11 protein-coding genes are annotated in these 13,207 nt (G+C 71.8%); 5 read left to right on the top strand and 6 right to left on the bottom strand.

Annotated features, from left to right (window positions below):
* Entirely contained in the window at positions 1-399 is a 399-nt protein-coding gene (locus tag IEZ13_RS06065) for a thioesterase family protein (RefSeq protein WP_229794481.1), read from the top strand.
* Positions 400-444: 45 nt separating this feature from the next.
* On the opposite strand, the gene IEZ13_RS06060 is transcribed toward IEZ13_RS06065, so the two are convergent.
* Positions 445-1,368 carry a carbohydrate kinase family protein gene (locus IEZ13_RS06060; RefSeq protein WP_183217647.1) on the bottom strand — a complete coding sequence of 308 codons (924 nt, stop codon included), beginning with the start codon at positions 1,366-1,368 and terminating at the stop codon, positions 445-447.
* A 91-nt stretch (positions 1,369-1,459) separates the two neighbouring features.
* On the opposite strand from IEZ13_RS06060, the gene IEZ13_RS06055 reads away from it, so the two are divergent.
* Positions 1,460-2,059 carry a superoxide dismutase family protein gene (locus IEZ13_RS06055; RefSeq protein WP_183217645.1) on the top strand — a complete coding sequence of 200 codons (600 nt, stop codon included), beginning with the start codon at positions 1,460-1,462 and terminating at the stop codon, positions 2,057-2,059.
* Between the two features lie 74 nt (positions 2,060-2,133).
* On the top strand, positions 2,134-3,600 hold the full coding sequence (locus tag IEZ13_RS06050; protein WP_183217643.1) for an aminopeptidase P family protein: 1,467 nt from the start codon (positions 2,134-2,136) through the stop codon (positions 3,598-3,600).
* Position 3,601: 1 nt separating this feature from the next.
* Here the strand turns inward: IEZ13_RS06050 and IEZ13_RS06045 are convergent, their stop codons facing one another.
* Genes IEZ13_RS06045 through pulA form a run of 3 tightly spaced genes read right to left on the bottom strand, consistent with a single transcriptional unit; the run spans position 3,602 to position 8,409 of the window.
* Positions 3,602-4,108 carry a hypothetical protein gene (locus IEZ13_RS06045; RefSeq protein ID WP_229794480.1) on the bottom strand — a complete coding sequence of 169 codons (507 nt, stop codon included), beginning with the start codon at positions 4,106-4,108 and terminating at the stop codon, positions 3,602-3,604.
* A 47-nt stretch (positions 4,109-4,155) separates the two neighbouring features.
* Positions 4,156-5,265, bottom strand: coding sequence for a DUF6891 domain-containing protein (locus tag IEZ13_RS06040; protein WP_183217641.1), 1,110 nt, complete (start codon positions 5,263-5,265; stop codon positions 4,156-4,158).
* Between the two features lie 12 nt (positions 5,266-5,277).
* Complete coding sequence (pulA, locus tag IEZ13_RS06035) at positions 5,278-8,409, bottom strand: pullulanase-type alpha-1,6-glucosidase (RefSeq protein ID WP_229794479.1); 3,132 nt, start codon at positions 8,407-8,409, stop codon at positions 5,278-5,280.
* A gap of 207 nt (positions 8,410-8,616) precedes the next feature.
* On the opposite strand from pulA, the gene acnA reads away from it, so the two are divergent.
* On the top strand, positions 8,617-11,394 hold the full coding sequence (gene acnA / locus IEZ13_RS06030) for an aconitate hydratase AcnA (RefSeq protein ID WP_183218353.1): 2,778 nt from the start codon (positions 8,617-8,619) through the stop codon (positions 11,392-11,394).
* A 383-nt stretch (positions 11,395-11,777) separates the two neighbouring features.
* Here the strand turns inward: acnA and IEZ13_RS06025 are convergent, their stop codons facing one another.
* The gene (locus IEZ13_RS06025) at positions 11,778-12,263 is read right to left on the bottom strand and encodes a GNAT family N-acetyltransferase (RefSeq protein ID WP_229794517.1); all 486 of its coding nucleotides are present in this window, start codon (positions 12,261-12,263) and stop codon (positions 11,778-11,780) included.
* A gap of 8 nt (positions 12,264-12,271) precedes the next feature.
* Entirely contained in the window at positions 12,272-12,862 is a 591-nt protein-coding gene (locus IEZ13_RS06020) for a sugar O-acetyltransferase (RefSeq protein ID WP_183217634.1), read from the bottom strand.
* A gap of 76 nt (positions 12,863-12,938) precedes the next feature.
* On the opposite strand from IEZ13_RS06020, the gene IEZ13_RS06015 reads away from it, so the two are divergent.
* Complete coding sequence (locus tag IEZ13_RS06015) at positions 12,939-13,184, top strand: DUF2630 family protein (RefSeq protein WP_183217632.1); 246 nt, start codon at positions 12,939-12,941, stop codon at positions 13,182-13,184.
* Positions 13,185-13,207: the final 23 nt, after the last annotated feature.

Here is a 13,207-nt window from a genome sequence, read left to right as displayed (position 1 = left end):
TTGACAATGGAGCCTCCGGAGTTCGCGCCCGGTCTCAGCGCCCGGGTCGAGTTGTTGGTCACCGACGCCGACACCGCACAGTCCCTCGGCTCCGGTGACGTGCCGGTGCTCGGCACGCCCCGGGTGCTCGCCCTGGCCGAGGCGGCGACGGTCGCGGCGACCGCCCGCCAGATCCCCGGCGGCATCACCACGGTCGGCACCCGGGCGGAGGTCGAGCACCGGGCGCCCACCCCGCTCGGTCGCCGGGTCGTCGCCCAGGCCACGCTGACCAAGGTGGACGGGCGCAAGCTCCTCTTCGAAGTGACCGTCCACGACGGCGAGCTGCTGGTGGCCGAGGTCCGCCTGGAGCGGGTCGTCCTCGACCGGCAGCGCTTCATCGCCCGCGCCTTCGGCGACTGATCCCCAGCCGGTGCGCTTCGGGCGTACCGGGGATGGGTTTGATCTTCAGCTGATGCCCCAGCGGGCCGCCAGGTCGGCCGGGGTGGGCATGGCCGTGGCGCCGCCCCGGCGTTCGCAGACGAGGCCGGCCACCGACAGGGCGAAGTCGACGTGGCCCGGCGTGGTGGGCCCGCCCTCGGAGAGCAGGCGGCTGATCAGGGCGGCCATCACCGAGTCGCCGGCGCCGGTGGCGTCGACCGCGTCGACCTTCGGCGCGGGGAGCGTGACCGCGCCGTCCGCGGTGGCGAGGTGGGCGCCCCGCGCGCCGTCGGTCACCACGACGGTGGCCGCGCCGAGGGAGCGGATGTGCGCGGCGGCGGCCGCCGGATCGGGTTCGCCGTAGAGCGTCGCGGCGTCGGCGGCGCTCAGTTTGACCAGGTCGGCGGTGGCGAAGAACTCCTCGACGAGGTCACGCAGCGCGGTCACGGCGGCGGCGCCGGGGAGCAGGGTGGGCCGCACGTTCGGGTCGAAGACGCGCAGCGGGCCGGGGACGGCCCAGGCGGCGCGGGCGGCGTCCAGGAACGGGCGGCGCAGCAGGCAGATCGAGCCGGCGTAGAGGACCGCGGCGCCGGCCACCTCGGCCGGGTCCAGGTCGGCCGGGGCGAGCAGGGTGTAGGACGGCGGCTCGCCGTAGAAGGTGAAGGTCGGCTCGGCGCCCTCGAAGGTGGTCACGGCCAGCGTGGTGGGGACGGGCACCCGGCGGACCCCCCGGTCGCCGACGCCGGTATCCCGGAGGAATCCGGCGATCCGGTCGCCGAGCGTGTCGTCGCCGACCGTGCCGGCGTAGCGGGCCTCGCCGCCCAGCCGGGCCACGCCGACGGCCACGTTGAGCGGGGCGCCGCCGATCGCCTGGCGGTAGACGCGCTCGCCGTCGAGATCGGCTTCGAGCAGGTCGATCAGCGCCTCGCCCATCACCATCGCGTAGCCCATGGCGGTCAGCCTCTCATCCGTCGCGGGGCACCGACGGGCCAGTACCCGCGATCAACGAAGCCGATATGGGTGAATTTGGGACAATTACCGGATGAATGGTCGTCTGTTGATCCTCACGGCGCCGCTCGCGCTGAGCCTGCTCTCCGCGCCCGCCGCGAACGCCGCCACGCCCAAGCACGAGTTCGAGGGCACGTTCAAACGCTGGCGCGCGGGCGCCACCGCGATCACCTATCAACCCGAGCTGGTCCCGCAAGGCGCGCGGGCCACGGTCACGACCGAGAAGACCGAGGGCGGGGTACGGGTGGAACTGCTCGCCACCGGACTGATCCCGGGCCGGGCCTACGGGGCGCACGTGCACACCAGCCCGTGCGGCAAGGATCCGGCCGCCGCCGGGCCGCACTACCAGCACCGCCTGGATCCGGCCGCCGGACCGGGCCGCCCGTCGGTGGACCCGGCCTACGCCAACCCGCGCAACGAGGTCTGGCTGGACTTCACCGCCGACCGCAACGGAGTGGGCCGCTCGGTGAGCGCGCAGGACTGGATGTTCGACCTGAAACGGGCGCCGTGGTCGCTGGTGCTGCACGCCGAACACACCCATAGCGGACCGGGTGAGGCGGGCACCGCGGGGGCACGGCTGGCCTGCCTGACCAGGGACGCGCTGCCGACGTTCGGGGAACGGGCCGGCCGCTGACCGAACACCGCCCGGCCCTGCCAGGCTGGGCGGCCCAGGCGGTAACGTCGGTGGCACCGAGAACGGAGGCACCCATGACGGCCGAGAACAGCGGCACCCAGCCCAAGACCGAGTCGCACGACCCGGAATTCCCCCAGGCGTTCCTGAGCTTCATGCGCCAGGGCTGGCGGGAGGATCCGCTCACCGTCGCACCCCTGCCCGAGGTGCCCAACTACGCGAAGCGGCGGGCCGCGCTGTCCGAGGCGTTCCCCGGCGAGACGCTGATCATCCCGAGCGGCAACGAGAAGGTGCGGGCCAACGACACCGACTACCACTTCCGCCCGGGCAGCGACTTCTTCTACCTGACCGGTGACCACGACCCGGACAGCGTGCTCATCCTGCACCCGAGCGGCTCCGGCCACGACGCGGTGCTCTACACGCGGCAGCGCAACTCCAAGGACACCGACCGCTTCTTCCGGGACCGCAACGGCGAGCTCTGGGTCGGGCGCACACACACGCTGGCCGAGAAGTCGACCGAGCTGGGCCTGCCCGCCGCCGCCCTGCACGACCTGGGCCGGGCGCTGGCCGGGGCGGCGCCGGGGCGGACCCGGGTGCTGCGCGGGCTGGACCCGAATGTGGACCGCGCCATCCTGCCGTACGAGCCGGATCGTTCCCGGCTCCGCGACCGTGAGCTGACCCACGTGATCTCCGAGCTGAAGCTGGTCAAGGACGAGTGGGAGATCGCCCAGCTGCAGGCCGCCATCGACGCCACGGTGCGCGGCTTCGAGGACGTGGCCCGCGTCCTGCCGGCCGACCGGGGTGTCAAGGAGCGGCTGCTGGAGGGCGTGTTCGGGCTGCGCGCCCGGCACGACGGCAACGACGTCGGCTACGCCACGATCGTGGGCGCCGGCCCGCACGCGACGATCCTGCACTGGGTGCGCAACAACGGTGTGACGGTGCCGGGTGAGCTGCTGCTGATGGACATGGGTGTGGAGGGCCACAACCTCTACACCGCCGACGTGACCCGGACGGTGCCGGTCAACGGCGTCTTCACCCCGTTGCAGCGGCAGGTGTACGACATCGTCCACGCCTCCCAGGAGGCCGGCATCGACGCGATCAGGCCCGGCGTGGTCTTCCGCGACGTGCACAAGGTCTGCATGCGGGTGCTCGCCGAGGGCCTGCACGACCTGGGCCTGCTGCCGGTCGGTGTGGACCAGGCGATGGCCGACGACAGCACGGTCTACCGGCGGTGGACACTGCACGGCTTCGGCCACATGCTCGGCATCGACGTGCACGACTGCTCGGCGGCGCGCAACGAGACGTACCGGGAGGGCGAGCTGAAGGAGGGCTTCGTGCTCACCGTCGAGCCGGGCCTCTACTTCCAGCCGGAGGACGAGCTGGTGCCCGAGGAGCTGCGCGGCGTCGGCATCCGCATCGAGGACGACGTCCTGGTGACCGCGGACGGCTGCCGCAACCTGTCGGCCGGCCTGCCGCGCTCCTCCGGTGAGGTGGAGCAGTGGCTCGCGGCGCAGCGTGAGGCGGGTCCCCGCCTGCCCGGCTGAGTCAGCCCGTCCGGTAGTCGGAGACGATCCAGCACTCGGCGCCGGCCGCCGTGTCGGTGACGTTGATGGTCACCTTGGCCGGATGACCGTCGGTGAGGTCGAACTCGGTGGCCACCTCGGCCCCGTCCTCCTCGGCGGTCTCCGCCATGGTGACCAGCTCGCCCAGCGTCGGCACCTCGATCTCCTCGCCCTCCTGCCCGGTCGCCGGGCCGAGGTCGACGGCGGCCGAGGCGGTCGGCGCCGCGGCGGACGCGCCGACCCGCTGCGAGCCGGTCACCTTCCCGCCGGAGACGGTGGCCTGGTAGCGGCCCAGCGGCGCGGCGGCGTCGCAGCCCCGGGTCAGCACGAAGCTGTAGGCCGAGGGCTCGGTCCACGCCGGCGCGGACGCGGCCACCGACGACGGCGGATCCTGGATGACCGGCTCACTGTCCGGAGAGGACGTGCATCCCCCGGCCAGCCCGGCGACGACCACCGCACACAGCACACGCTCGAACCGCAGAACTCCCACGCGGCGCAATCTAGCGCAGCCGTGCCCGTCCACCGTGCTCCGCCTCGTCACCAGGGCCGGCTGATCACATCCGGCAGGTCTCGGACGGCGACCCGGTCCTCATCGGCCAGCACGCCGAACATCCGCTCCGCCTCGTCGAGGGTGGCGTGCCTACCGATCGACGCGGCCGCTTCGACGTCCGGCGTCTCCAGCCACAGCCCGTTCTCCTCCCAGGCCACCTGCACGCACCCACCCGACCGGCCGACCGCGCTGAGCCACGACCCGGTCCGCGGGGGCAGCCGCCGCAGCACGTCGGTGACCTCGGCGATCGTCATCGGCCGCCCGGCGGGCTCGGCGGGCCCGGCGGGCAGGGTCTGGTAGGTCACCTCGATCAGCCCCGCCTCGGCCGGCGGCTCCTCGCCCGCCCCGTCCGCCAGCAGCCGCAGCCCGTCGAACCGGCCCACCGCACGGCCGTCGCCGATCAGCCGGTCGAACTCCCGGTGCACCGCCACCGACCGCTCGCCGTCGGTGAGCTGGAGCTCGACCCCGGCGGGCAGCCAGGGCAGCTCGACCTCGCCGAGCACGGCCGCCGGGAGCCGCCCGGGGACGCGGTGCCGCCCGCGGGCCACCGCGACGCCGATCTCCCGGCCGGACGGCCCGGACGGGTGGGCGGCCATCCGCCCGTGCCGGTGGCGGGCCCACCGCAGCCGCACGTGGATCCGCTGGCCGGCCGACTCGTCCCAGTCCACGTGCAGGCCCTCGGCGCGCAGCGCGGCCGCCACCTCCCGGCCGGTCTCGACGTCCGGGCCGAAGGCGAGCCACAGGCTGCCGCCGCCGGCCGCCCGCTCGGCGTCCTGCTGGTGGTAGAAGACGAAACCCCGGCCCGGGGCGTCGCGCAGCTCGGCGACCCCGCAGTTCTGGCAGCAGGAGAAGTCCTGCCGGGCGGTGATGCCGGCGGTGTCCAGCGCCCGGAACGCGTCGGTGAGCCGGTCGCTGTCGGTCCGCCGCGGCCAGCCCACCTGTGCCTCGAGGTGGGCCGCGAAGTGCCGGGTGGCCAGTGTGCGAATCTTCTCCGGGTCGATCTCGCCGCTGAAGTCCTCGGCGCACTCCTCCACCAGGGTGATCCAGTCGTGCTCGCCACGCGCCACGGCAACCCGCACGTTCTCCTCGACGGACATGTATCTCCCTGCTCAGACGGTGTCATTGACGAAGACCGCGACCGATCGGGCCGGCACCTCGTGCGGTGTGGCGGCGCGCAGCGCCGGATCCGCCGACGCGGTCTGCTCCGGATGCGGGCGCAACGACCCCGGCTCGGGCAGCCCCGGCCGGGACGGCTCGGTGGTGGCGTTGAACACCACCACGACCCGGCTCCAGCGGGCGTCCAGCCCGGTGCCGTCCAGGCACATCACGATCACGCCGGGCGGCTCCTGCGGGCCGCCGAGCGGGAACGACAGGCGCCGCTGCACCTCCTCGGCGGTGGGCAGCCCGAAGACCGGCGAGGACCGGCGGATGCGGAGCAACTCCCGGTAGCGCTCGGCGGTCAGCTCGATCACGTCGGGCCGGGGCACCAGCTCCGGGTCGGCGAGCAGCGGCCGGGCGTAGTCCCACTTGCCGGCGTTGTCGGGCTCCGGCGGCAGGCCCACGCCGAACCCGTTGCCCAGGCCCGGATCCCAGCGGATCTGGTTGAACCAGTCGCCGGAGTTGTAGGAGTTCCGGTCCAGCGACTTGGACCGCAGCAGCTCGGTGCCGAGCGCCACGAACCCGGCGCCCTGGCCCAGCACCACGAAGGACAGAGCGAGGATCTGCATCCGGGCGCGGTCCAGCTGGGACGTGTCCGGGGGCAGCTTGAACGCCATGGCGTCGTACAGGATCTCGTTGTCGTGGGCGTCCACATAGTTGACCGCCTCGCCGGGGTCGTGGGCGTAGCCGCACGGTGAGCCGTTGTAGTCGATCTGGGCGCCGCTGCGCTCCACCCCGTCGTGGTTGACGAACCGGTACGTCGTGAGCGCCCCGGACAGCCCCACCTTGATCCGGTCGTGCAGCCACAGCGGCGTGGCCGAGCCGAGCCCGGTGGCGAACCCGGGCACCCCCGGGTCGTCGCCGAACGCGCCGCCGCCGCGCAGCGCGTCCCGCAGCCGGTCGTTGAACGTGGCGACGCCGGTGCCGGCCATGTTGACCTGGGTGGCCTGGACGAAGCGGGCGTCATAGGCCACCTCCCCGAAATTCCATCCCTCCCCGTAGAGCACCGCGCCGGGGCCGAGCGCCTCCTGGACGCGCAGGATGTTCGCCTTCGGGTGGTGGCCCATCAGGTCGAACCGGAACCCGTCGATCCGGTAGTGCCGCGCCCAGGTGACCAGCGAGTCGACGACGAGCCGGTCCATCATGGCGTGCTCGGTGGCGGTGTTGGGGCAGCAGGAGGACTCGGCGGTGCTGCCGTCGGCGAGCAGCCGGTGGTAGTAGCCCGGCACGATCCGGTCGAGGACGCTGAACCGGCCGAGCCCGTCGTGCATGGTGTGGTTGTAGACGACGTCGAGGACCACCCGCAGCCCGGCCGCGCCGAGGGCCGTCACCGCCTGGCGCAGCTGGAGGATCCGGTGCGGCCCGGCCGGGTCGGTGGCGTAACCGCCCTCCGGCGCCGTCCAGTGCCAGGGGTCGTAACCCCAGTTGAACCCGTCGGTGTCGGCGACCGCCATGACGGCCCGCTGCTGCTCCGGCGAGTCCGGCGGGAAGGTGGCCAGGTCGCACGCGGGCACCGACTGGTCGGCGCGGCGGTCCGGCACGGTGGCGAAGTCGTTGACCGGCAGCAGGTGCACGTGGGTGAGCCCGGCCTCGGCGAGCGAGCGCAGATGGCGCATCCCGGCCGACCCGGGGTGGGTGAAGGCCAGGTAGGTGCCGCGCTCGGCGGCCGGCACCGAGCCGTCCAGGATGGAGAAGTCGCGCACCGACAGCTCGCTGATCTGCATCCGGGCGGGGGCCACCGGCGGCGGTTTGACCAGGGTGTCCCAGCCGGGTGGGCGCAGCGCCGGATCGTCCAGGTCGATCAGTTGGCTGTGGGTGGAGTCGGTGGCCAGGGACACCGAGTACGGATCCGTCACGCTGGTCGTCACCACCCGCTGTGCGGCCGGTTGCCACACCTGGACCCGGAATCTGTACCACCTCCCGAGCCACTTGCGCCGGCCGGTGATCGACCAGACGCCGGTCGTGTCGTCGCGCTCCATCGGCAGGACCCGTGGCTCGTCGGCGGGGTCCTTGAAGAGCTCCAGCTCCACCGTGCGGGCGGTCGGCGCCCACACCGAGATCCGGGGCCGGTCGTGGTCCTCGATGACCGGGCCCAGCTCGGCCCCGGCGGCGGTCTCGTAGAGGTCGTCGAGCACTCCGGCGAGCTGCACCGCGGTGACCGCGACCACCTCGCCCGAGGAGTCCCGGCCCTCGACCAGCAGCCGGTCCCGCAGCAACGGGTCCAGATCCGTCTCCGGCACAGCGAAGGCGCGGTACGCCCGGAGGTGCGGAAACCGCCGGCTCTGCGCCTGGAAGAGGCCGCCCGGCCGGGGTGCCAGGGGCAGCCCGCCGAGCGTGAACGTGGCCGCGCGGACGGCGAACCAGTCGGGCAGCGCCACCGTGGTCCGGTCGATGAAGACGGCGTGCGCCCGGGCCGGGTCCAGCTCCGGCCCGAGGGTCCCCAGGTCGGGGCGGACCGGCGCCCGCACCCCGGCGGTCAGCCACACCTCCCGGCAGACGGTGAGGTCGAGCCGCTGGTCGTCGGGCAGATCCTTCTCCTCGCCGCGGTGCAGCACATAGCGCAGGCCCACCGCGTCGGGCCGGACCGGAACCTCGAAGACCGCGCCGAACGCGTCGAATCGGGTGGGCGCCAGCGGCGTGCCCCAGCGGGTGCGGTCCTTGACGAAGACGCCCTCCCAGCAGTGCAGACCCCACCCGGCGTAGTCGCCGGCGGGCCGCCGGTAGTGGATCACCACGGTGGTGGGGCCGGGTGGGGTGGTCTCCGGTGCGACGGTGGAGACCGTCCGGTCACCGGCGGTCACCCAGATCTCGTTCGTCTCGCGGATCGAGACCCATCGGTCGGCCTCGACGTCCTTGGCGCCCCGGCGGTTCAGCACCAGGAAGCCGGCCTTCTGCGCGTCGCGGGCCAGCGGCGCCCAGGCGAAGCGGCCCCACTCGTCCTCCCCCGCGAACGGGACGCCGTCGGGATAGACCGGACCAGCGCCGGGCTCGAGATCGCCCCAGGCGTGCAGCACCCAGTCCGCGTAGTCATCGTCGTCGCGCCGGTAGTGCACGATCAGCCATCGCGGATCGGCTCTAGTCACCGGCACATCATCGCAGCGGGATACGACATTTTCCGGGCGTCCCGATGAAGGGCTGGAAGACTCGGCCCGTGGGACCCGCCTTGCACGGGATTACAAGACGGACGTACGGTTTACCGGACACGCACAACCGAGAGTTAGGCAAACCTAACCCGAAGGTCGCCCTTTCGGTGCGAAAGACTTGACTTCCAGTCGCTGGGTGTGAAGGAGATGACGGTGGCCAGCCTCGACACCTTTGGTGCGAAGAGCGAGCTGCGCGTCGGAGACGCGAGCTACGAGATTTTCACGATCGACAAGGTCAAGGGGCACGATCGCCTGCCCTACTCCTTGAAGATCCTCCTGGAGAACCTGCTGCGCACTGAGGACGGCGCGAACATCACCGCCGACCACATCAACGCGCTCGGCAGCTGGGACAAGGACGCACAGCCGAACGTCGAGATTCAGTTCACCCCGGCACGGGTGCTGATGCAGGACTTCACCGGCGTCCCCTGCGTGGTCGACCTGGCCACCATGCGTGAGGCCGTGAAGGACCTGGGCGGCGACCCCACCAAGGTCAACCCGCTCTCGCCGGCCGAGATGGTCATCGACCACTCGGTCATCGCCGACCTGTTCGGCCGTGAAGACGCCTTCCAGCGCAACGTGGAGCTGGAGTACCAGCGCAACCGCGAGCGCTACCAGTTCCTGCGCTGGGGCCAGACCGCGTTCAACGAGTTCAAGGTCGTCCCGCCGGGCACCGGCATCGTGCACCAGGTCAACATCGAGTACCTGGCCCGCACCATCATGGAGCGCAACGGCCAGGCCTACCCGGACACCGTGGTCGGCACCGACTCGCACACCACCATGGTCAACGGCCTGGGCGTGCTGGGCTGGGGCGTCGGCGGCATCGAGGCCGAGGCCGCCATGCTCGGCCAGCCGGTCAGCATGCTGATCCCGCGGGTCGTCGGCTTCAAGCTCTCCGGCGAGGCCCCGGCCGGCACCACCGCCACCGACCTGGTGCTCACCATCACCGAGATGCTGCGCAAACACGGTGTGGTCAGCAAGTTCGTCGAGTTCTACGGCCCCGGCGTGAGCGCCGTCCCGCTGGCCAACCGCGCGACCATCGGCAACATGTCGCCGGAGTACGGCTCCACCGTCGCGATCTTCCCGATCGACGAGCAGACCATCGACTACCTGAAGCTGACCGGCCGCACCGAGCAGCAGGTGGCGCTCGTCGAGGCCTACGCGAAGCGCCAGGGCCTGTGGCTGGACCCGAACGCCGAGCCGGACTACTCGGAGAAGCTCGAGCTGGACCTGTCGACGATCGTCCCGTCGCTGGCCGGCCCGAAGCGCCCGCAGGACCGGGTCCTGCTGAGCGAGGCCAAGTCCGCCTTCCGCCAGGCCCTGCCGAACTACGCGGCTCCCCACGGCCACGCCGACGAGGCCAGCGAGGAGTCCTTCCCGGCCTCCGACTCGCCCGCCAACGGGATCGACGACGAGGCGGACAAGCCGGTCGCCTTCAGCGCCGCCAACGGGGCACAGGGCCGCACGTCCAAGCCGACCCTGGTCAAGGGCGAGGACGGCGTCGAGTACGAACTGGACCACGGCGCCGTCGTCATCGCCGCCATCACGTCCTGCACCAACACCTCGAACCCGCAGGTCATGATCGGTGCCGCGCTGCTCGCCAAGAAGGCGGTGGAGAAGGGCCTGACCCGCAAGCCGTGGGTCAAGACCACCCTGGCCCCCGGCTCCAAGGTCGTCTCCGACTACTACGACCGGGCCGGGCTGACCCCCTACCTGGACAAGATCGGGTTCAACCTGGTCGGCTACGGCTGCACCACCTGCATCGGCAACTCGGGCCCGCTGCCCGAGGAGGTCTCGGCCGCCATCAACGAGGCCGACCTGACCGCGGTCAGCGTCCTCTCCGGCAACCGGAACTTCGAGGGCCGGATCAACCCGGACGTCAAGATGAACTACCTGGCGTCCCCGCCGCTGGTGGTCGCGTACGCCCTGGCCGGCTCGATGGACATCGACATCACCACCGAGCCGCTCGGCACGGGTTCGGACGGCGAGCCGGTCTACCTCAACGACATCTGGCCGACCAACCAGGAGATCGACGACACCATCGCGCAGGCGATCGGCGCCGAGGGCTTCTCCACGGCGTACCAGGACGTCTTCGCCGGCGACGAGCAGTGGCAGTCGCTGCCCACCCCGACCGGCGACACCTTCGCCTGGGCGAGTGACTCCACCTACGTCCGCAAGCCCCCGTACTTCGAGGGCATGCAGGCCGACCCGAGCCCGGTGACCGACATCACCGGCGCCCGCGTCCTGGCCAAGCTGGGCGACTCGGTCACCACCGACCACATCTCCCCGGCCAGCTCGATCAAGCCGGACTCCCCGGCCGGTAGGTACCTCGCGGCCAACGGCGTCCCGCGCGCCGAGTTCAACAGCTACGGCTCGCGCCGCGGCAACCACGAGGTCATGATCCGTGGCACGTTCGCCAACATCCGGCTGCGCAACCAGCTGCTGACGGATGTCGAGGGTGGCTTCACGCTCAACCACCTGACCGGCGAGCAGACCACCATCTACGACGCCTCGGTCGCCTACCAGGAGGCCGGCATCCCGCTGGTCATCCTGGCCGGCAAGGAGTACGGCTCGGGCTCGTCGCGTGACTGGGCCGCCAAGGGCACCATGCTCCTCGGCGTCCGCGCGGTCATCGCCGAGAGCTACGAGCGCATCCACCGCTCCAACCTGATCGGCATGGGCGTGCTGCCGCTGCAGTTCCCGCAGGGCCAGAACGCCGCGTCGCTCGGCCTCACCGGCACCGAGACCTTCTCGTTCGCCGGCGTCACCGAGCTGAACAACGGCTCCACCCCGCGCACGGTCAAGGTGACGACGGACACCGGCATCGAGTTCGACGCCGTCGTCCGCATCGACACCCCCGGCGAGGCGGACTACTACCGCAACGGCGGCATCCTCCAGTACGTCCTCCGCAAGATGCTCCGCGGCTGACGATCACCGAGACGCCCCGCCTTCCACTCACGGGAGGCGGGGCGTTCCGCTTTCCAGGGTCAAAACCCGATGTCGCACCTGAGCGGGTGGTACAGACCGCTGCTCCCGCCGAGGGCCCGGCGCGACTCGCTGGCCGCTGACGCGTCCAAAACGCTCCCCACCCCGGGCGACGTGCGTGAGCGGTCACCCCAACCCCAACCCCAACCGCCCTAACCGGGCAGCCCCCTGACCGGGCAGCCGGGGTTGGGGTGAGGGTGACCGCTCACGCACGTCGCCGGGTGGGGGTGGCCGTTCAGGAGCCGCCAGGCGACTGGCCGCCCGCGCCCGGCCCTCGGCGGGAGCAACGGTCTGTACCACCCACCCAGCTGCGACATCTTGATCTTTCAGAACTTGAGCGCGTAGAACAGCAGATCCTCGAGCTCGGTGCGGATCAGGGACATCCCGTGGCGCTCGACGATGCGCCGGGACGCGGCGTTCCGCTCGCGGATCGTGGCCCAGACCCGGCCGATGCCGGCTCGCCGGCACTCGCCCAGCAGAGCGCCGACCGCCTCCCCGGCGAAACCCCGGCCCTGGAACGGCCAATGGATCAGGTAGCCGATCTCCGGCTCCACGGCGCCCGTCCGTCCCGGGAAGACGCCGCAGTTGCCGATCAACGTGCCGTTCAGGCGTACCCCGTACCAGACGAATCCGAGATCGGCCCGGACCTGATCGCGGCGCGCGAGCCACCGCCCGGTCTGCCCGATCGAGGTGAACGGCCCGCCGCCGATCGTGTGGGTCCGCGGGTCGGAGAAGAGAACGTGCAGGTCAGCGGCATCGGACGGCCCGAACGTCGACAGTCGCAACCGCCGCGTCGCGAGCTCGGCGACCATGGCCACGGTCAGGGACGGTAGCCGGTCTTGTCGGCGCCGGTGATCTCGCGCAGCACCCGGGCCGGGACGCCGGCCGCGATCACCCCGGCCGGAACGGACTTCGTGACCACGCTGCCGGATCCGATGATCGCCCCGTCGCCGATGGTCACGCCCTGGTTGATGGTGACGCCGCCGCCGACCCAGACGTTGTTCCCGATGACGACCGGTTTCGCGTAGCAGGCCCCGGCCGCCCGCTCGGCCGCGTCGACCGCGTGGTTGGAGGTGTAGATGCCGACCCGGGGCCCGAACAGCACATGGTCCCCGATGGTGATGCCGCCGCCGTCGAGCATCACGCAGTCGAAGTTGGCGTAGAAGTGGTCGCCGACGCTGATGTTGAACCCGAACTCGCACCGGAACGTCGGCTCGAAGTGGCACTCCCGCCCCACCGACCGCAGCAGCCGCCGCAGGACGGCCTCGCGCTCCGCCTGCGGCCGGCCGAAGCTGTCGTTGTAGTCGCTGGTCAGCAACACGGCCCGCGTCCGGGCTCCGACCAGTTCCGGGGTCAGGTCGTTGTACATCCGCCCGGAGAGGATGTGATCCCGCTGAGCCTCAAGCGTCACCACATGATCCTAATGTCGGCGTGAACTCGGTGCGGTGAGCGCCCACCGGCACGGCCGGGATGCTTAGGCTCCGGGAATGGATGACAAGAATGTGCTGAGCCGCATCAGCGACCTGGTCGACGAGGAGCACGAGCTACGCCGTCAGCTGAGCGACGGCAAGATCTCCTCGGACGAGGAGCACACCCGCCTCCGGGAGCTGGAGGAGTCGCTGGACCAGTGCTGGGACCTGCTGCGCCGGCGCCGTGCGGCCCGCTCGGCCGGGAACGACCCCGACGCCGAGCAGGCCCACAGCGTCGACGAGGTGGAGAACTACGTGCAGTGAGCCGGCGCCGGTCGCGGCCGCCG

It is taken from the genome of Actinoplanes campanulatus, from assembly GCF_014647795.1.
GTDB lineage: Bacteria > Actinomycetota > Actinomycetes > Mycobacteriales > Micromonosporaceae > Actinoplanes > Actinoplanes campanulatus.
Note: the sequence above shows the minus strand (reverse complement) of the source record. Positions and strands in the feature narration are given on the sequence as shown.

What these genes read in the sequence shown, in the direction of transcription:
- IEZ13_RS06060 (WP_183217647.1), bottom strand. Translation starts at nt 1,368, where the DNA reads ATGGGCTACGCGATGGTGATGGGCGAGGCGCTGATCGACCTGCTCGAA.
- IEZ13_RS06055 (WP_183217645.1), top strand. Translation starts at nt 1,460, where the DNA reads ATGAATGGTCGTCTGTTGATCCTCACGGCGCCGCTCGCGCTGAGCCTG.
- acnA (WP_183218353.1), top strand. Translation starts at nt 8,617, where the DNA reads ATGACGGTGGCCAGCCTCGACACCTTTGGTGCGAAGAGCGAGCTGCGC.
- IEZ13_RS06025 (WP_229794517.1), bottom strand. Translation starts at nt 12,263, where the DNA reads ATGGTCGCCGAGCTCGCGACGCGGCGGTTGCGACTGTCGACGTTCGGG.
- IEZ13_RS06050 (WP_183217643.1), top strand. Translation starts at nt 2,134, where the DNA reads ATGACGGCCGAGAACAGCGGCACCCAGCCCAAGACCGAGTCGCACGAC.
- IEZ13_RS06015 (WP_183217632.1), top strand. Translation starts at nt 12,939, where the DNA reads ATGGATGACAAGAATGTGCTGAGCCGCATCAGCGACCTGGTCGACGAG.
- IEZ13_RS06040 (WP_183217641.1), bottom strand. Translation starts at nt 5,265, where the DNA reads ATGTCCGTCGAGGAGAACGTGCGGGTTGCCGTGGCGCGTGGCGAGCAC.